Below are 18,260 nucleotides of genomic sequence, written 5' to 3' on the forward strand. Positions count from 1 at the left end.
AACCGCGAAACCAAATGTGCGGGCGCGCATTACGAATCACCGCCTTCATGGCGGCTCTTGCCACCACGGCGCCGACGAGCCTGTGCCGACTTCAACGCCAGCCGTGTGTAATGGGCCTTCCGTGCTTGCGCCGCTCGGTAAGCCCGCTCTTCTGGGCTGAGCAGCCCATCAGGATCAACGAGGCGATCGAACTTGGTCAGCAGTGCATCGCGGGCCTTCGCCGTCCTGGCGGCTCGATCCGAGGTCTTTGCCCAGGACTCGTGCGCGGCGATCCGTGCCTGCAACGTCCTCTCGACGGGGGTGCTCACGCCGCACCGCCATCCATGATCATGACGGTCGGCTGAATCAGCGCCAGCAGCTCGTCACGTTCCACTCGCAGAAGGCGACCATTCACGCGGAACCCGCTGAGATCACCGGCCGCGATCCAATTCCGGATCGTCTTGGTATCGACGTCGACAAGCGCCGCCGCAGTCTTGAGGCTGATCAGATTCCGAGCCTCAGTAGAAGTCCTCTCCATCGGATGTCCGCTCCTTCGAAAGTGGGAAATTCCTTGCAGTTCCCCACTTTTCGTGGAATTGGGAGGCAGAAGCACCGCATAGGTGGACTTGTCCAGACGTCTCCGGTACGGTTAAGAAGTCCCTAGACGTCCCTTCATTGGAGGAGACATGGCGAACGAACGCCTCCGCAGTGCGATGCAGCAGGCTGGGCTCGACATTCCGGATGTCGCTGACAAGACCGGTGTGGAGCCCAAGACGGTTGAGCGCTGGATCACGAAGGCGCGCACGCCCTATCCGCGGCACCGGCACGCCGTTGCCGCCCTCCTCGGGGAAACCGAGAACTACTTGTGGCCGGACGCCCTTGCACCGGAACGGAAGATCGAGGTTGCCCAGTCAGAGGTGCTGACGGTCTTCCCCCACCGCAGCGCAATTCCAAGTGACTTGTGGAAGCGACTGCTCTCGAGCACGACCGAGCAACTTGACGTCCTGGTTCTCGCGGGCCTGTTTCTCGCCGAGGAGCCTGAATTCACACGGACGCTACGCACGAAGACCCGCGACGGATTGAAAGTACGGCTGTTGTTCGGTCGGCCTTCAGCAGCAGAGGCCGACAAACGTAGCGCCGAAGAACGCTTGGCGGCGGGCACTGTCCCTTCGCGCATCAACAACGCGCTCGCGCTTATCGAACCGCTGGCAACGATCGACGGCGTCGAGCTGCGGTACCACGACACGACGCTGTACAACTCAGTCTTCCGATTCGACAACGAGATGATCGTCAACATGCACGTTTACGGACTGCCGGGTGCGCATGCCCCAGCCGTTCATCTTCGACAACTGCCCGCAGGCGACATGTTCGAGACATACATGACCAGCTTCGAGCATGTGTGGTCGAACGCGACCTCTGAAAGGTGATCGTTCATGAGTCGGACCGACTATTTTCACGATCCTGATGCCCCCACGGCCAACAGCGTAAAAGTAGCCGTGAGCGCCGTTATACGCGATTCACAGGGCCGAGTCCTGATGATTCACCGCACCGACAACGACCGCTATTCGATCCCTGGCGGCGGGCTGGAAGCTGGCGAGACAATCACGCAGGCTCTAGTGCGAGAGGTCAAAGAAGAGACCGGAATCGATGTCCGAGTGACAGACCTTATCGGCATATTCTCGAATCCGGAGCACGTCATCGCATATGACGACGGAGAGGTGCGCCAAGAGTTCTCGATCTGCTTTCACGCCGATCCTATCGGCGGTGACCTCCGTACTAGCTCAGAGTCGAAGGAGGTCAGATGGGTTGCACCGAATGATATTTCGTCCCTGAACGTACATCCCTCGATTGTGCTTCGCATAGAACGAGGTCTAAGTCCCACAACAGGAACGTATTTCACGTAACAGCCAAATTCAGGACCGCATCAACCGCGCAATAGCTTCTCGGTGCGCTCGGCTGCCTCGATCAGTTCGGGTGCAGCCTCCACCAACGACTTGGACACAACATGCTCCGGGCCGTAGCGTTCGCGAACTTCGGCAACGCGACTGCGCACGTCCGTAGTCTCTCCGGTTGGGGTCGTCGTCATATCCGCCCACCATAGGGCGTCACGTAGGGCTGTCTGTTCGTCCGGCCAGTCGATCGCGATGTCGCGGTTTCGCGCTTCTACACGCGCGCATGAATGGTTTGCGATGAGAGCACACAGCCGCGAGGAAGCACCCTGCTGTCGCAGGAACTCGGCCCCGTCGACGGGATGGAATCCGGTTCGGCAGACCGAGGGCGCATAACCGATATCGTGCAGCCACGCTGCGGCAAGCAGTAGGTCAGAGTCGTCCACAATGCACACAGCCTGCTGGGCTTGCTGCGCGACGCCCTGCACATGCTGCCACCGCCGCGTCAGACCGACGAGGTGGTCCTGCGCCAGCTGCGCAGCCCAGGCGACGAGATCATCGGACATACCGCTAACGGTAACGCCTGACCGACAGGCTCAGGCGTGCCACCGGATATTCCAGCCGGTGCGCCTACAGCTTGTCGCCTAGCCGTGCCCGTCGGTGCGCAGACTTCGCCCGGCTGTCCGCGACGGCGGCGCCATATCTGCCGAGCATCTGTCGGGACCGCCATCCAGCGAGCATCATCAGGTCTTGCTCCTGGCCCCCGCTGTCGAGCCAGGTATGGGCGAAGAAGTGGCGGAGTTGATGCGGGTGGAGTCGCTCGATACCCGCGGCGTCGCAACGGCGTTCGAGCATCTGCCGTATGCCGGAGTCGGACATCGAGCCGCGGTATCCAAGCCAGAGCGCTGGGTTGTCGTTCTTTGCGCCGGAATGCTTCGCCCGAACCCGGAGGTACCTCCGTAGCGCCGTCCGGGTCTTGTCGCCGAACGGGCACGTCCGTGGTCGGCCACCCTTGCCTATCACCAGCACGGTGTTCTCGTTGAAGTCCAGCGAGTCCACCTCGAGCGGTGCGAGTTCTCCACAGCGCATCCCGGTATCAGCGAACAGCCGGATGATCGCGGTGTCGCGGCGCGCGTTGAAGTCGGTGCCGTCGCACTCGGCGAGCAGTGCCTTCACAGCGTCCATGCTCGGTACGGGCACCTGCTGCTCAGGAACCGCTGGTGGACTCATCTTGTCGAACGGGTTGGCGTCGATGATGTCCTCGGCCGCAAGGTATTTGAAGAACTGTTGCAGCGACCGGTATTGGCCACGCGCGTATTCCGGAGAGAGCGGCTCACCTGTGCGCCGATTCGGCCGCGTGAGCAGATCCTCGATGTAGCCGCCGATGTGGGCGCGAGTGATGTCCGGCGCTGCGGTCGACAGATCGTTCGCCTGCAGGTAGTCGGCGAAGTACCGGATCCGCGTGAGGTAGCCGTCGATCGTCTGCTTGCTCCGGTTCTTGCGGCGCAGCTCGGTCGCGAAGTCTTCCGCTAGCTCGCGGATGTCGTCCAGATCCAGCCCCATGGCCAGATTCTACGCGCAAAATACATTGCTGACGAAGCACTGTTCTGGACGAACCCGACTGTCGCTTTCAGCATTTCCGCTGGTAAAGTGCTGTTTGTGGGGCGGGCGGGGCTCGAACCCGCGACCAATGGATTATGAGTCCACGGCTCTAACCGACTGAGCTACCGCCCCGTGTGTGGGATATCCACAGCGTTGGGATGGTACCGGGTGGGGTGGGGTGGGCACCAGTCGGATGGGGTGGCGTGGTGACCGGAGGGGCGAAGTTGGGGTGGATAGGGTGGGGGTAAACCGGGAACAGGGTGGAGGGTGGGCTGTGGCTAGTTTGTTTGCGAATGTGTTGAAGGTGCATCAGTGGGTTTATGAGAACAGTGGTGGGGTGGTGGGGCATCGGGTGCTGTTCGGGAATCCGACGTTGTTGTTGCGGACGGTGGGGCGGAAGACAGGGCAGGCGCGGACTTCGGCGCTGACGTATGGGCGGGATGGGGCGGATTATTTGGTGACCGCGTCGAATGGTGGGTCGCCGCGGCCACCGGGGTGGTTGGCGAATGTGAAGGCTGAGCCGGAGTGTGAGATTCAGGTCGGGCGGCGCAAGATAGCGGTGATCGCGCGGGCGACGTTGCCCGGCGATCCGGATTACGCGCGGCGCTGGGCGATTGTCGACAAGGTCAACAAGGGGCGCTACAGCGAGTACCAGAAGATGACCAAGCGGCCGATCGCGGTGGTGGTGTTGACTCCGGTCAGGTGAGTTCAGTCGGTCTCCCAGCCGTCGTAGTCGTCGTCGACATCACCACGGTCCCAACCGGACTCGCCGCGCGGCGGGCGGCTGGCCCACTGCACGATGAGAGCGACGAGACCGAGCACGGCGAGGACGACGACTACGACGATCAGCGTTTCCACGCGGGGCACCCTAGCGCCTCGAAGGGGTTACCTGCACGTACGTGAGATAAGTTGTCACAGAAGGCCGTTCAGACCGTAAGAAGTGTGCGTCCAACGGCGGTTCGCGATTCTATTGCCACATGTGCGCGATCGGCCTGTTCGAGTGGGAAGGATTGGCCGATAACGACTTCCAGTCGTCCGGCCGCCGCTTCCTCCAGTGCACGGGTGGTCAAGGCGAGCCAATCGATATCGCCTTTTCCGGTCAGATCGAATAGTCCGACCACGTCGATTCCGCGCGCCGTCACTGCTTCTCGATCGAAGTCGGCGAATTGTCCTGCGGCAGCGCCATATCCGATGAAGCGGCCGCCGTTGGCCGCTGCTTCGATCGCGCCCGCACCCAATTCGCCACCCGCACCGTCCAATACAACGTTCGCGCCGGACCCACCGGTCGCGGCACGTGCCTTCGCCGACCAGTCGGGCTCGGAGTAGTCGATGACCGCATTCGCGCCGAGTCGTGCCGCGAGCTCCAGTTTGGCGCTGCCGCGGGCCGCGGCAACCACATTCGCTCCAGCCGCGCGGACGAGTTGAATCAGCAGGGTGCCCAATCCCCCACCGGCCGCGGTGATGAGCACCCATTCGCCGGGCTGGATCGCGGCTCGATCGAAGATGGCGAGCGCGGTCTTGCCGTCGTGGGCAAGCGCCACCGCCGCCGGCAGGCTCAGGCCCTCTGGCACGGCGACCAGGGTTTCGGCCTTGGCGAGTGCCTGCTCCGCGTAGCCACCGATCGGCTGGCCACCGCCGATGCCGCTAGCGGCGGTGTCGGTGACGACGCGTTTGCCGATCCAACTCGGCTCGACATCCGGACCGACCGAGGTAACCACACCGGCGACCGCGCCGCCGGGCACGTATGGCGGTTCGAGCTGGAAAAACTCGGTGCCCCAACCACTTCGGAGCTGGACGTCGAGGAACATGACATCGGCGGCCGCGACGTCGACGACCACCTGTCCCGGCCCGGCCACCGGCTCCGGCACCTCACGCACCGAAAGAACCTCGGGCCCACCGAATTCCGCAGCGTGCACAGCGCGCATGACAAACCTCCATCAATTCCTGACTTGATCCGACATGGACCAGCCTGGAACCTGAAGCAGTGTTGAGGTCAAGCCGAGGGGGCCGATTATGCTCAGCGCAGAACTCGGAATAGAAGCGACCCCTGATCCCAACACACGCGCTGAGGGCACACAGGGCACAGCGTGATGGAACCAGCGCTGTCAGGACGCCCCGCCGCAGCTGCTCCTGCTCGACAACATCCCGACGGGCACCCGCTGGAAGTCGGCAGCGACCCAGTCCGGTGGCCGTCGGGCACCCCGCCAGAAGCCCACAGCCCCAGCCCTGGTGGAACAGAGCCATCAGGAACCACCCCCGCCGCAGCTGCTGCGTCCATCACAAGCACCGCAGCTGCTGTTGGAACCACCCCTACCGCAACCGCTGCTGCCTCCCGCACAGCCCGAACCACCGGAGTCACTGCTATCCGAATCTCCGGAATCACCCGATGAAGAACTCGGCCCCCGATCCACCCGAACCCGCGCCGCAGCGGCCAACTCAGCAGCTAGTCACCGGCAGCGAATCGAGCGATCCCGCCCACGATCCCGGAGCCCAGGTCCCACCGGGCCCAGCGCCGTGGAACCAACGCGATCAGGAACCGCCCCGGCGCAGCTGCTGCCTCCGCCACTGCCACAACCCCCGACCCCCCAGAGTCAGTGCTAACCCAATCTCCTACCTCCCACAACGAAGAACTCGGCCCCCGATCCACCCGAACCCGCACCGCAGCGTCCCACTCGGCAGGTTGGTCACCAGCAGCAAGAATCCGGCGGTCCGCCCGTGATGAGGGCCGTAATCGGGCAGACCAGCAGCAGAGCGAGCATTTCAGGACCCGCCACCACCGCAGCTACTCCCACCACCACCACAACTGCTCCCCCCACCTCCGCAACTACTGCTCCCACCGCTACAGCTGCTACCGCCACTACAGCTGCTGCCGCTGCCACCATCGTGCCCGTGCCCGTGCCCGTGGCCATGCCCCCCACCGCTGCCGGGATCGAACCCCATCCCAGAATCGAACCCGGCGGCCCCGTAAACCCACGGCGAGTCATTGGAACCCCCATACCCCATCTGCCCACGCGACGATGCCCTGTTGGTGGACCGCGTGATCAGAAACGCGACCAGTGTCGTGATGCCACCGCCGACCAGGAGGATGATCAGCAGCAGTACAACGAAGAAAACCGCCATTCCGAAATGGTATAGGCCCACTCCCACGAGCAAAGGCTCGCCGAACAATCGCCCATTCGCCGTAGAGTGAATCGTGGCTTTGTTACGAAACCGGCCCCAGCGCCGAATCGACCTGGGCGATGTCGACCGAGTAGTGGCCGCACTCGAATTTCCCGACGCGGTTTTCAAAACCAGTCCATGGCAGCCACGGGAACTGGTGGAAACCGGACTGCGGCAGTGGCTGCGCTGTTGTGGCGCTGCCATGCGCGACGGTCAGGTCATCGGTATGCCCTCCCATGCGGTGGATGAGGCCTGGCACGGATTCATTCTGTGCACGCAGATGTATGCCGCATTCTGCACCGCGGCATATGGCCGATTCCTCCATCATTTCCCGGAAGGCGTTGCGACGACAGGCACTTCGCACGGATCCATGGGCGAACAGCTCGGCCGCACGGTAGTCGCTTGGTCGATGGTCGCAAAGCCTGGCGAAGCGTGTGTGCTTTGGGATCTGGACAGCAAGGTGGGCGTCGAACACCCGTGGGGCATCGGCGCCGAGCGAGTCGCGGCCATCGAGGCCGAACTCGCGAGCACACCTTAGAAGCTAGGTGAGCTTCACCCGCGCGGCGAAGAACCGCACCACCGCCGGGGCGAACTTGCTGAACTGGTACTGCAGCCTGGCCTCCGGAGTGACCGGCACGATGCTGCGATCCCGTTCGACCGCACGCACGATCTGGGCCGCGACTTTATCCGGCCCGTAGCGCCGTGCCTGATACAGCTTGTCGTAGCGCTCCTGCTTGCGCCGCTCCTCCTCCGCGCTGACACCCGAAAACCTCGTAGTGGCAACTATATTGGTGTGCACGATACCGGGGCAGATGGTGTGCACCGAGATTCCGCGCCCGGCCAGTTCGGCACGCAGGCAGTCGGAGAACATGAATACCGCTGACTTACTGGTGGAGTATGCGCTGAAGCCCTGCTGCGGACTGTAGGCCGCCATGCTGGACAGGTTGACGATATGCCCGCCGAGTCCGCGCTCGGCCATCGCCGCACCGAAGGCGCGGCACCCATTGACCACGCCGCCGAGATTGATCCGCATGATCCGATCGAACTCCGCCGACGGCGTATCGAAGAACCCACCGGCCTGCCCGATTCCGGCATTGTTGATCAGAATGTCGGGCACGCCGTGTGCGGCGAACACATCGACCGCATGCAAGTGCACTGCTTCCTCATCGGAGACATCGAGCTGATAGGCGTGCGCCACACCGCCTTCGGCGGCGATAAGCTCGCGCGTCTGCTTGGCCGCATCCAGATTGATATCCGACAGCACGATTTCCGCACCGAGCCGCGCGAACGCCAGAGCCGTCTCACGACCGATACCGCTGCCGCCGCCGGTGATCAGCACGAGCTGATCTTCGAATGGCCTTCGGGTGCGCCCGATTTCGGCTCGACGCAGGCCGCGCGGCGCCGCACCGCCGTTGACCGCGTCGATGAGCTCGGTGGTCGCGGTGGCGAGCAATTCGGGATGGGAGAACGGCATCCAATGTCCGGCAGGTACATCACGGCGCCAGAGCCGCGAAACCCATTTGCGCTCATCGTCATAGCCTGCGGGTCGTACCGCGACATCGCGACCGGCGACGATCAACTGGACCGGCACCTCGGTGCGCCGCTCTCGTGGCGCGAGCAGTCGCGGCAGGATATTGGCACGGTAGATGAGCAGGCCTTCGACGGCGTCGCGACGGAACGTCGGGCCGAGCACGATATTCGACGGCGCGGTGTCGTTCATGATCGAAACAATGCGCTGCCAACGTTTTTCGTGTGCGACCACCCGGAAGACCTGATCGAGCCCCGGCGTCATGGAGAAGATCGTGTATCCCGACGACAGCGCCTGGGAGAGCGGCTGCCACAGATTGCGCGGCGTCGGCCGGGACAACCTGGCACGCACCCACTTCGCGAGATGATCCAGGTTCGGCCCGGAGACCGAAGTGAACGAGGCGACCCGCTCGGCCGCTTCCGGTTCGCACACCGCCTCCCACACCTGAACCGAACCCCAGTCGTGCGCGAGGACGTGCACCGGCTGATCCGGGCTCACCGCGTCGGCGACGGCGAAGAAGTCACCGGCGAGTGCATCCAGGCGGAAGTCTCGGGCGCGCCGGGTGCGGGTGGACTCTCCGTGGCCGCGAGTGTCGTAGGTGACGACGTGGAAACGCTCGGTCAGCAGTGGCACCACCGCATTCCAGAGATGATGGGTATCCGGCCAACCATGCACCAGCACAATGGTTTCCGCGCTCGGATCGCCGTATTCGAAGACGGCGATGTCGAATTCGCCGTTGCGCACGATCCGCCGCGTCGCGGCCGAGTCCAGGTCGGTCGTCGTCATCGACGTAACTCCTCGGGGTTTCCTACTCACAGGTCCAATACCAATCGCCCACCCCGCGAACGCGAGACGCAGACGAGCATCTCCCCTGCCTCGTGATCGGCGGCGGTGAGCACGCTCTCGCGATGCTCGGGTACACCGGAGAGCACCCGCACTTTGCAGGTCCGGCAGAAACCCTGGCGACATGAATACGGTCGATCCGGGCGGCTCCGCAGAATCGTCTGTAGCGCCGATTCAGCCGCGGGCACCTCGACAACTTCGCCGGTGGAGGCGAACTCGATCTCGAATGGCACACCATCGACGATCGGCGGCGGCGAAAACCGCTCGGAATGCAGTTCGACGCCGGGCATTTCGCGCACGGCCGCGGCGACGGCGGTGGTCATCGGAACCGGGCCGCAGCAGTACACAGCGGTATCGGAGGTGATCCCTGCGAGCAGTGTTGCGGCGTTGGGCACTCCGTGTTCGTCATCCGCGCGCACGGTGACCCGAGCGCCGAATTCCGCGATCTCGTCGAGAAACGGAATCGTGTCCCGGTTACGCCCGGTGTATACCATCGACCAGTCGATGCCGAGCCGCATCGCCAATCGCGCCATCGGCAGAATCGGCGTAATCCCGATCCCACCCGCGATGAAATGCACACGCGCGGCGGGTGATCCGTGACCGGGTACCGCGAACGGAAACGCGTTGCGCGGACCGCGAACCACAATGCGCGATCCGACCGGCAGCTCGTCGTGCACTTCCACCGAACCGCCACCGCCCTCCGGAATCCGGCGTACCGCGATCCGATACGCCCGGGTATCGGCCGGATCACCACACAGCGAGTACTGCCGCAACCGACCCGAAGGCAACTCCAGATCGAGATGCGCACCCGGTCGCCACGCAGGAAGTGCGCGCGCATCCGGCGATTCCAGCCGCAGGCTCACCACATCCTGGTCCTGCGCCTCGATGCGTCGACCGGTCACAACGAGCGTCAGCCGGTGATCATCGGCGCGTGGTGACAGATCGCGGCGGTTGATGATCGTGGTCCACCGCAGCCGCGCCGAGGCGACCGCATCGAGCACCCGTACGGCCCGATCCCCCTCGCGCTTACCGAACAGATCGGCTGGCCGCTGCTCGGGCATCGGTCTCCAGTTCAAGACGCGACCGCCTGGGCCGCAGGGGATTTGGCCAGATACGCCACCGCCTGCGCGGTCGAACCGACTGATTCCGGATTGTAGCCGGGCTTGAACGTCGTCAGCGCACTCCACAGCAGCGAGGGCACACCGGGCAGCGCACCGCGCCCCATTGCGCCGAAAACCCGAGTGATCAGGCGCGGATAACCGAGGTCGGGCAGCGCGGGATCCTGGTGCACCATGAATTTGGTGCCGCGCACCACCAGCGTGATGAAAATCGGGAAGACGATCGTCATGATCGCCGCCCGTCGCACATAGCCCGCGCCGAAGTAGACGGCCACATCGTGGGCGACGTGCCGGTGCTCGACCTCCTCGGCACCGTGCCAGCGGAAAAGGTCCGCCACACGGGGGTCGGCGCCGAACTTCTCCAAATCGGCATTGAGCACCCAATCGCCGAGGTAGGCGAAGAAATGCTCCAGGCAGGCGATGATTGCCAATCGCTCCACCATGACCTGGCGCTGCGCGACGCCATCGACATTCTTGGGCCCGAGCGACTTGCGGAAAAGGTATTCCGCCTGCCGCACATAAGGTTCCGGATCTATGCCGTTGGCGGCGAGTACCTCGTGCAGCACCTTGTCGTGGGTCTCGGCGTGCATGGATTCCTGACCGATGAAGCCGAGCATGGCCTCGCGCAGTTTCTCGTCCTTCACGTAGGGCAGCGCCTCGGAATACGCGGCGCAGAACATCCGCTCGCCCTCGGGCAGCAACAGGTTCAACGCATTGATCAGATGCGAGGCGATGGGTTCTGCGGGCATCCAATGCAAGGGAGTGTCCGCCCAGTCGAACCGCACATTGCGCGCGTTGAGGGCGACCTCGCCGGGATCGACATCGACCCGCCGCTGTGCCCTGCGAAGTAACTTCATCGGTACTCCTTGATCTCACCGCCGCGCCTCAGCCCGAAAAAGACCGCGACATTGTGTACCTTCCTTCATCGCCGTAGCAATAATCATACACATATATGAAACCCTCGGTTACACACATGCTCGACCAGCGCGAACGCCGGCGAAAAGCCCCCTTGACGATAGAACGCTTCACTGTGACCGAGATCCCCGCGATCAGGCAGTAAACTAGAACACGTTCTAGTAGGCTTTGGCTATGGAACGACTAACCGGACTGGATGCCAGCTTCCTGTATCTCGAGACCGAGACCCAGCACCTGCACGTCTGTGCACTGCTGATCCTGGATCCCACCGCAGGGGGCGCGCAGTACACCTTCGAAAAATTCAAAGCAGAACTCGGCCGCAGGCTGCCGCTGATCCCGCAGATGCGGCGGCGCATCCATGAGGTGCCGTTCAATCTCGACCATCCGGTCTGGGTGGAAGACCCGAATTTCGATCTGGACCATCACGTCCGGCGCATCGAAACGCCGCGCCCGTTGGAACGCCCGGAACTCGCGGACCTGGTTGGCGAGATCGCCAGCGTGCCGATGGATCGCAGCCGTCCGCTGTGGGAGATGAGCGTGGTGGAGCACTTGTCGGACGGGAAAATGGCGGTGATCTGCAAGTACCACCATGCCGCCGTGGACGGCATCACCGGCGCCAACATGATGATGCATCTGTGCGACCTGGAGCCAGGGCTCAGCAAGACCGAACGGACCGAGGAGTGGCACGCCGAACCCCAGCCCAGCGACTTGAAGCTGGCCGCCGCGGCGGTGCTCAACCTGCCGAATAAGCTGGGCTTGTTCGGCATGGTGCCGAAAACCCTTGGTTTGGTTGCTGGTTTCGCGCAGCGACGTCGAAACAGCCAGGCGGGCATGGCCTTACCGTTGACCGCACCACGAACCCCGTTCAACGGCGCGATCAGCCCGGATCGCGTGGTGGCCTGTGCCGAGACCGAGCTCGCCGCGATCAAGGAAATCAAGACCGCCTTCGATGTGAAAATCAACGATGTCGTCTTGACCATCGTGGCGGGCGTGCTGCGCACCTACCTGGACAAGCACGACGAGCTGCCCGACAAATCCCTGATCGCCTCGGTGCCGGTGTCGGTGCACGACGCTTCCCGGCACACCGCGGGCATCAATAAGGTCTCCTCGCTGTTCTGCCAGCTCGGCACCGATATCGCCGATCCGGTGGAACGCCTGCGACAGGTCGCCGAGGCCAACCGCGACGCCAAACAGGAACACGAATTCGTCGGGGCGGATTTCCTGATGGACTGGTCGAAGTACGCTCCGCCGAACACCTTTCAGTTGGCCGCGCGCGTCTACTCGTCGCTGAAACTGGCCGAACTTCATCCGGTGGTGCACAACCTGGTGGTGTCGAATGTGCCGGGCCCCCCGATGCCGTTGTATTTCCTCGGCCTGCAGGTCGAAGCCATGTATCCGTTCGGGCCGGTGTTCCACGGCGCGGGACTGACCGTCACCGCGCTGTCCAATAACGGTGATCTGGACTTCGGGTTCATCGCCTGCCGAGAACTGGTGCCCGACCTGCAGGTGATCGCTGATGCGGTTCCCGACGCTGTCGATGAATTGCTCGCCGCGGCACGCGATCTGGGCTAATGCCTACCGCTGCCCTGTTCGCCATCGCCGCCGGACAGGGCCGCATTCGAAGTTTCCTTCAGTCTTGCGACAACAGCGGCGCAGGCCTCCAGCAGTACCGGCACGAAGCGGTCGGCCTCCAGCACGCAGGATGCGTGACCGGCCTTGACCAGATGAATGCTCGCACCGGGAATCATGGTCGCCATCTCCAATTGCCGATAGACCGGAATCGCACGGTCACGCGTCGTGATCACGACGGCGGTCGGCATGCGCAGCGTGGAAAGCCAAGTGGTGGCATCGAATCGGCCGACCTCGGCGATGACCTGCGCCATGGCCCAACCACTACTGCTGCGAAATTCAGTGAGCGCCCAGCGATTCAGCTTTCCCGGGGCCCACGTGCACTCCGGCAATTCGGGTAACCGACCCACATACTCCGCCGCACGGCGGTACGCATACGGGCCGATGGCTCCTGCCACCGCGCCGAAGGCCAGGTGAAATGCGCGCTCGCGCAACTTTTCCTGGAACCGATACGGCGTCGCGCACAGCACCAGGCCGCTCACCCGATCCGAATGCCGTCGGGCGGCAAGCAACGCCACGACACCGCCCAGCGAGTATCCGGCCAGGATCGCACGCTCGATCCCGAGCGCGTCCGCCACCGCGACGACGTCGTCGGCACAGTCCTGCACCGAGAACCGCTTCGAGCGGATGCCGCGGCCATGCCAGCGCTGATCGAAGACGATCACCCGGTAATGCTCGGCCAGCGTATCGAGCGCCGGGAACCAGGTCAGGTAGCCCGTGCAGGCGGTGGCATGCAGCAGGATCAGGGTGGGTGCGCCCTCGGGGCCCGCGATATCGACGACATAGGTGCGCCCGCGCCCCGGCAGCTGCACGAGCCGTCCACCGGGCACCTCGGCGATATCGGGCACCCCGGAACGCCGCGAGAACCGTCGCATAGCCACCGCCGCGGGATTCGAATTCGTCATCGTCGGCCTCCTCGCGGTCTCGCTAGAACACGTTCTATATCGATGATGCCATAGGGCCTGTTCAGGCGAGGGTGCGGACGATGTATTCGGCGATGCAGGCGGGCTTGTCACCGCCCTCGCGTTCGGATGGTCGCATGGATGACGATCTACAGGCCGCCCGGGAACTTCATCGACACGCACGATCCAAGCGCGGCCACGGGACGCGGGAACCGGCGGGCACGAGAGAACACACAGTAGTGCGGAGTCCCGTTGGTCGATACCGAACCAAGAGCGGAGCGGCAATCCTCTGTAACGTGTTTCAGTAAGTTCACGGGGATCGAGAGGAGGCCGCGATGGGGCGGTTGACCGGCAAGGTGGCACTGATCAGTGGCGGCGCGCGGGGTATGGGCGCCGCCCACGCGCGGGCGCTGGTGGCCGAGGATGCGCGGGTGCTGCTCGGCGACATCCTCGACGAGGAGGGCGCGGCACTGGCCAAGGAGATCGGCGACAATGCCGCCTACGTCCATCTCGATGTACGCGAAAAGCAGCAGTGGCAGGATGCGGTCGCCGAGGCCGTGCAACGCTTCGGTTCGCTGAATGTTTTGGTGAACAATGCCGGGATCGTCAATGGCAATCTGCTCGTCGACTTCGAATTGGCCGAGTGGCGCAAGATCATCGATATCAATTTGACCGGGACCTTCCTCGGCATGCAGGCCGCCACGCCCGCAATGATCGAGGCGGGCGGCGGTTCGGTCATCAATATTTCCTCGGTTGAGGGCATGCGCGGCAGCCCCGGCCTGCACGGGTACACCGCCACCAAATTCGCGGTGCGCGGACTCACCAAATCGACCGCACTCGAGTTGGCGCAGTATGGAATTCGGGTGAATTCGATCCATCCCGGATTGATCCGGACCCCGATGACCGAGGGTATTCCGGAGGATTTCCTGCAGATCCCGCTCGGGCGCGCCGCCGATCCCTCCGAGGTGTCCGCGCTGGTGACCTACCTGGCCAGCGACGAATCGTCCTATTCGACCGGTGCTGAATTCGTCATCGACGGCGGGCTGACCGTGGGAGTTCCACACAAGACGTTCTCGTGAACGCTACTTCGCGCCAGCGGGCAGCCTACCGATCGACGACTCACGCGGCGTGAACACACTTGCCTGCCACGGTATTTCGGCGCTGCTATGACATCGATCTGTTCGAGGTTGCCGCCGTAGACGCGCTCACCGTCGATGTCCAATAGTTGCCCCGCCCGGCGGCTGATCGCCACCGACCAGTCGACATCCGGCATGGGCGGCCCGATCCTCGAGGAAACGCACTCGCGTAGCAATCGAATCCGGGTGCGGTGCGTTCACCACGGTCTCCCCCACAGTCGGTGGCGGCGTGCGGAATCGGGGTGGATACGTCCGGCCGCCACCAGCGCGTCGAACGCGGCGTGCTTGCGGGCGCAGTCGTGGTCGCGGTGCAGTTGGCATCGCGAGATGGGCGTCGGCCAGGGTGAGCGGTTGATCGGGCGGCCCGCACGTCCATGCCTTCGGCCATTCGATCGGACGTAGACGGCAGCGACCCGCGGCGGGCCGGTGGCGTCGCGGCCGGTCGACCGGCCACACGCAAGCCACCCCGACCATCGCGAACGCACCGCCCCCGATGACCGCGAGCACGCTATGCACCACCTGCCATGCGCCCATGGTTGTTCACCACCCGCGATCCTGATCCAGGTGGGTCCGTCGGTACCGCTAGTTGTGTGAGCCCGTCGAGCACCTGCTGGAACGTCTGGAGTCCGGGCGTGCCGATGGGCAGGCAATGCTCGATGGTCTCGGCCGGAAAAGCGATGCCGCGCCGGTGGGCGCGCTCGCGCGGGCTCAACGCCTGCGGCGTGATCCGACCGTGCCGCACGAGTGTGTAGAAGGCAGCCCACTTCCACGCGCACCGCTCGATTCGGCACGCGCGGTGTTGCCGCATCTGCTGGTGCGCCAACTCGACCTCGGCGCGGCCGCAGATGGTGGGTGGGATGAGGATGGTGTCGTCGGTCATCACTCCACTTCCTGTTCGACGCTGGGCCCGGACATACCGGAGCGCATCCAGATGCCTTGCGGGCAAACGGTTTCCAAATCAAACCCCGCATCGCAGATCAGGGACGGTCGACAGCCGACATGCTCGAGGTCGAAGACAACGATCACCTCGACCTCGAGACCCGCCGCCAGCCTGAGCGCATACCCGATCGGATCATCGATATCGTCCGGTGGCCGAGCCGTGTAGACGTACTGGTAGCCGCGCGTATCCGCATGCCGCCGAACATCGGTGGCGTGGCGTGGCGCATCCGGACCGGACACGTCATCGCGGACGAACCCGATGGCTTTTGGTTTGTCGCTGGTGGATTGCGTATGTGTCATAGTTCCCCCGGAACGTGGTCGGTGGTCGGTATCGACGTCCGGCGACAACAACCGCCATCGCCCGCGGGCACGTGATCCGAGCCGCGCAGCCGGATAGCTGAAGTTGTTGTGGCTCCAGTGGATTGGCGCTGTTCTCGGGGAGCCGACCTGCGGTGTCATCCGAACGTCGGGGCCAAGCACACCACGAACTTCGAGTGAAACACGCGCTTCCGGAAGTTCCGGACCCAATTGGCCCGAATCACCAAGAAGAGGTCCACTGCCCGCGTAAAGTCCCTTCCGCGTTCGGGTTTCGTTTCGTTCCGCTTCTGCAAAGGATGCAAACACCATGACCAGCGACGATGAACCCTCGACCCTGCCCAGGCGACAACTGGGACGTTTCCTGCGCGAGGCGCGCGAAGGCACCGGGCTATCGCTCGAACGAGCCTCTCACCTGGTGGAACTGAGTAAGACCGCCCTGCATCGGCTCGAGACCGGCGGTGTCAAGAAGTCCCGTATCCGCGATATTCAAGCGCTGTGCGAACTGTACGAGGTCAAACCGGCCGACATCGACCGCGCCGTCGAACTCGCCAAACAAGCACGGGTCACCTCGTGGTACACCGCATTCGGCGGGCTCTACAGCGATGCGACGTTCAATATGTACGTCGAACTCGCGGCTGCCGCACGTCAACTGATCGCGTACCACGAGATCGTGCTCGGTCTCGTACAGACCGCTGACTATGCGCGGGCTCTGATCAGCGCGTTCTACCGTGACAGCGATCCGGAAGACATCGAACGCCGCGTCGAGTTGCGGCTGAAGCGGCAAACTATCGTTACCCGCAAAGCCGATCCGGTGAAACTCGAACTGCTGCTGCATGAATCGGCGCTGCACCGCGTTGTCGGCGGGCCGAAGGTGATGGCCGCACAGCTGAATCATCTGGCCGAGATCGGCAAGCTGCCGAACGTCTCGATCCGTATACATCCGTACGTCGGCGGGTGCACGTTGGGTGTGCTGCATGGTCCGTTCGTGCTCCTCGACTTCGGCACAGACGGCAAGGGCCACACAGTGGAACCCCCGTTGGTCTATCTCGAAGGGAATGGGAAGCCGGACTTGTACCTGGAACACACCGATGACTTCCGCCGCTACCATGACATTGCTTCGGCCATACGGAGTACGGCACTGGATGAGACGCAAACGCGAGAACTGCTCAGGCGGGCAGCAAGGAGTTACAGAGCGTGAATACCGAACTATCCAAAGCGAATTGGTTCAAGAGCAGCCACAGCGGCGGCCAGACCGACTGTGTCGAGGTGGCATGGCTCGATGGAGGCAGTGTAGGCATTCGTGACTCGAAGAACCCGACCGGCCCAGCACTGACCTTCGCCCCAGGCGAATGGGATGCCTTCACAGCAGGCATCACCGACGGTGAGCTCAATCCCGCCTGAGCTAGGCAAAATTCGAGCACCACAACGGCCCCGCGCGACGAGCCCAAGCGTCGCGACGGGGCCGTCTGCTGTCACCCCTGAAAGACCTCTCGCAACAGGTTCGATGGCACCGCAATCATGGCTATTCATGGACGGTATCTGCAGTTATACCAAGGGTTTCGCGATATCCCGCGTCGGAGTGGACACTCGCGACTGGTCGCTATGGCTGCTCCAGTACATCGAATGGGATGGTCGCCTCGACCGGGTCGTCGAGCAGCAGCACACGGCGGTGGACCGTGTGCGCTCGGTAGCGGCGACCGGACCAGTCGAGGCGGTATTCCTCGATCTCCTCGATGCGTTCTTCCTTCTGATCCAGCCGGACAATCAGATAGCGAGGGATACCCGCGGCTGCGTATTGAATTCGCTTGTCGGTGATATCGACATCGATGGTTGATTCGGAAGTGACCTCGACCACCAGCAGAATGTGCTCACGCACGGTGTTGACGTCGTAAGGTTCGCAGTCCCGGATCCAGATGTCGGGATAGCGGATATTCAATCGCCGATCCGCCGCTGCGGATTCCGCATCCGCGAACCGTGCGGCTATGTCGGAATCCACCACCATGCACGGACCGCCGTCGCGCCGGGCTGCCTCCAGCATCCCGGCCAGCCGCCGGACCACACGGCTGTGCACCGGGCTCTGGGCCATCAATCGGACCACGCGCCCGTCTACGATTTCGATGTCACCGAGCCCAGCAGTCGCCCCTTCAGCGAACTCCTCGGCCGTCACCCGCTCGTCGGGACCGCTCATACCGGACATCATTGCAGTCCGAACCCGGATCGGACCCTCAGGCCGCGCTAGGGCGGTATTCATCTATAACTTCACGTCGCACACGCTCACTGCTTCGCTCATACAGCAATTGCGC

21 protein-coding genes and 1 tRNA gene are annotated in these 18,260 nt (G+C 63.6%); 8 read left to right on the plus strand and 14 right to left on the minus strand.

What is annotated here, in order from left to right:
• Positions 1–29: 29 nt before the first annotated feature.
• Both ACIBG0_RS15620 and ACIBG0_RS15625 read right to left on the minus strand, forming a co-directional pair.
• Complete coding sequence (locus ACIBG0_RS15620; RefSeq protein WP_397032960.1) at positions 30–308, minus strand: hypothetical protein; 279 nt, start codon at positions 306–308, stop codon at positions 30–32.
• Positions 305–517, minus strand: a complete 213-nt coding sequence (locus ACIBG0_RS15625; RefSeq protein WP_397032962.1) for a helix-turn-helix domain-containing protein — start codon at positions 515–517, stop codon at positions 305–307. Before ACIBG0_RS15625 ends, ACIBG0_RS15620 begins: the two co-directional genes overlap by 4 nt.
• A gap of 148 nt (positions 518–665) precedes the next feature.
• On the opposite strand from ACIBG0_RS15625, the gene ACIBG0_RS15630 reads away from it, so the two are divergent.
• Both ACIBG0_RS15630 and ACIBG0_RS15635 read left to right on the plus strand, forming a co-directional pair.
• Positions 666–1,406, plus strand: a complete 741-nt coding sequence (locus ACIBG0_RS15630; RefSeq protein WP_397032963.1) for a helix-turn-helix domain-containing protein — start codon at positions 666–668, stop codon at positions 1,404–1,406.
• 6 nt (positions 1,407–1,412) lie between these two features.
• Positions 1,413–1,883 carry an NUDIX hydrolase gene (locus ACIBG0_RS15635; RefSeq protein ID WP_397032965.1) on the plus strand — a complete coding sequence of 157 codons (471 nt, stop codon included), beginning with the start codon at positions 1,413–1,415 and terminating at the stop codon, positions 1,881–1,883.
• A 20-nt stretch (positions 1,884–1,903) separates the two neighbouring features.
• Here ACIBG0_RS15635 and ACIBG0_RS15640 read toward each other — a convergent pair whose 3' ends face one another.
• The 3 genes from ACIBG0_RS15640 to ACIBG0_RS15650 all read right to left on the minus strand — a co-directional run bounded on the left by ACIBG0_RS15640 (position 1,904) and on the right by ACIBG0_RS15650 (position 3,602).
• Positions 1,904–2,434 (minus strand): HD domain-containing protein, encoded by a 531-nt coding sequence (locus ACIBG0_RS15640; RefSeq protein WP_397032966.1) that lies wholly within the window; start codon positions 2,432–2,434, stop codon positions 1,904–1,906.
• A gap of 64 nt (positions 2,435–2,498) precedes the next feature.
• Positions 2,499–3,431, minus strand: a complete 933-nt coding sequence (locus tag ACIBG0_RS15645; RefSeq protein ID WP_397032967.1) for a tyrosine-type recombinase/integrase — start codon at positions 3,429–3,431, stop codon at positions 2,499–2,501.
• A gap of 97 nt (positions 3,432–3,528) precedes the next feature.
• Positions 3,529–3,602 (minus strand) — tRNA-Ile (locus ACIBG0_RS15650).
• A 142-nt stretch (positions 3,603–3,744) separates the two neighbouring features.
• Between ACIBG0_RS15650 and ACIBG0_RS15655 the strand changes: the two genes are divergently transcribed.
• Positions 3,745–4,176: a nitroreductase family deazaflavin-dependent oxidoreductase gene (locus ACIBG0_RS15655; RefSeq protein ID WP_397032969.1), complete on the plus strand. Its 432-nt coding sequence runs from the start codon at positions 3,745–3,747 to the stop codon at positions 4,174–4,176.
• 2 nt (positions 4,177–4,178) lie between these two features.
• Here the strand turns inward: ACIBG0_RS15655 and ACIBG0_RS15660 are convergent, their stop codons facing one another.
• Together ACIBG0_RS15660 and ACIBG0_RS15665 are read right to left on the minus strand one after the other, a co-directional pair.
• Positions 4,179–4,328 (minus strand): hypothetical protein, encoded by a 150-nt coding sequence (locus tag ACIBG0_RS15660; RefSeq protein WP_397032971.1) that lies wholly within the window; start codon positions 4,326–4,328, stop codon positions 4,179–4,181.
• A 68-nt stretch (positions 4,329–4,396) separates the two neighbouring features.
• Positions 4,397–5,395 carry a zinc-binding dehydrogenase gene (locus ACIBG0_RS15665; protein ID WP_397032972.1) on the minus strand — a complete coding sequence of 333 codons (999 nt, stop codon included), beginning with the start codon at positions 5,393–5,395 and terminating at the stop codon, positions 4,397–4,399.
• Between the two features lie 1,274 nt (positions 5,396–6,669).
• Here ACIBG0_RS15665 and ACIBG0_RS15670 point away from each other — a divergent pair.
• The gene (locus ACIBG0_RS15670) at positions 6,670–7,167 is read left to right on the plus strand and encodes a hypothetical protein (RefSeq protein WP_397033408.1); all 498 of its coding nucleotides are present in this window, start codon (positions 6,670–6,672) and stop codon (positions 7,165–7,167) included.
• Between the two features lie 3 nt (positions 7,168–7,170).
• Here the strand turns inward: ACIBG0_RS15670 and ACIBG0_RS15675 are convergent, their stop codons facing one another.
• The 3 genes from ACIBG0_RS15675 to ACIBG0_RS15685 are packed head-to-tail and all read right to left on the minus strand — an operon-like array spanning position 7,171 to position 10,975.
• Positions 7,171–8,943, minus strand: a complete 1,773-nt coding sequence (locus ACIBG0_RS15675; protein WP_397032974.1) for an SDR family oxidoreductase — start codon at positions 8,941–8,943, stop codon at positions 7,171–7,173.
• Between the two features lie 26 nt (positions 8,944–8,969).
• Positions 8,970–10,061, minus strand: coding sequence for a PDR/VanB family oxidoreductase (locus tag ACIBG0_RS15680; RefSeq protein ID WP_397032976.1), 1,092 nt, complete (start codon positions 10,059–10,061; stop codon positions 8,970–8,972).
• A gap of 11 nt (positions 10,062–10,072) precedes the next feature.
• Positions 10,073–10,975, minus strand: coding sequence for a metal-dependent hydrolase (locus ACIBG0_RS15685; protein ID WP_397032978.1), 903 nt, complete (start codon positions 10,973–10,975; stop codon positions 10,073–10,075).
• Positions 10,976–11,207: 232 nt separating this feature from the next.
• Here ACIBG0_RS15685 and ACIBG0_RS15690 point away from each other — a divergent pair, with 232 nt between their 5' ends.
• Positions 11,208–12,605, plus strand: coding sequence for a wax ester/triacylglycerol synthase family O-acyltransferase (locus tag ACIBG0_RS15690; RefSeq protein ID WP_397032980.1), 1,398 nt, complete (start codon positions 11,208–11,210; stop codon positions 12,603–12,605).
• On the opposite strand, the gene ACIBG0_RS15695 is transcribed toward ACIBG0_RS15690, so the two are convergent.
• Entirely contained in the window at positions 12,602–13,567 is a 966-nt protein-coding gene (locus tag ACIBG0_RS15695; protein ID WP_397032982.1) for an alpha/beta fold hydrolase, read from the minus strand. The two genes, ACIBG0_RS15690 and ACIBG0_RS15695, sit on opposite strands and share 4 nt — an antisense overlap.
• Before the next feature lie 332 nt (positions 13,568–13,899).
• On the opposite strand from ACIBG0_RS15695, the gene ACIBG0_RS15700 reads away from it, so the two are divergent.
• A complete protein-coding gene (locus ACIBG0_RS15700; RefSeq protein WP_397032983.1) occupies positions 13,900–14,643 on the plus strand; it encodes a glucose 1-dehydrogenase in 744 nt (247 codons plus the stop codon).
• Positions 14,644–15,208: 565 nt separating this feature from the next.
• Here ACIBG0_RS15700 and ACIBG0_RS15705 read toward each other — a convergent pair.
• Positions 15,209–15,580, minus strand: coding sequence for a hypothetical protein (locus ACIBG0_RS15705; RefSeq protein ID WP_397032984.1), 372 nt, complete (start codon positions 15,578–15,580; stop codon positions 15,209–15,211).
• On the minus strand, positions 15,580–15,939 hold the full coding sequence (locus ACIBG0_RS15710) for a hypothetical protein (RefSeq protein WP_397032985.1): 360 nt from the start codon (positions 15,937–15,939) through the stop codon (positions 15,580–15,582). The genes ACIBG0_RS15705 and ACIBG0_RS15710 overlap by 1 nt, the downstream gene beginning before the upstream one ends.
• A 325-nt stretch (positions 15,940–16,264) precedes the next feature.
• On the opposite strand from ACIBG0_RS15710, the gene ACIBG0_RS15715 reads away from it, so the two are divergent.
• Together ACIBG0_RS15715 and ACIBG0_RS15720 are read left to right on the plus strand one after the other, a co-directional pair.
• A complete protein-coding gene (locus ACIBG0_RS15715; protein ID WP_397032986.1) occupies positions 16,265–17,155 on the plus strand; it encodes a helix-turn-helix domain-containing protein in 891 nt (296 codons plus the stop codon).
• A complete protein-coding gene (locus tag ACIBG0_RS15720; protein ID WP_397032988.1) occupies positions 17,152–17,358 on the plus strand; it encodes a DUF397 domain-containing protein in 207 nt (68 codons plus the stop codon). Before ACIBG0_RS15715 ends, ACIBG0_RS15720 begins: the two co-directional genes overlap by 4 nt.
• Positions 17,359–17,557: 199 nt before the next feature.
• On the opposite strand, the gene ACIBG0_RS15725 is transcribed toward ACIBG0_RS15720, so the two are convergent.
• Positions 17,558–18,145, minus strand: a complete 588-nt coding sequence (locus ACIBG0_RS15725; protein ID WP_397032990.1) for a Uma2 family endonuclease — start codon at positions 18,143–18,145, stop codon at positions 17,558–17,560.
• Positions 18,146–18,260: the final 115 nt, after the last annotated feature.

Source organism: Nocardia sp. NPDC050630, from assembly GCF_044457245.1.
Lineage (GTDB): Bacteria > Actinomycetota > Actinomycetes > Mycobacteriales > Mycobacteriaceae > Nocardia.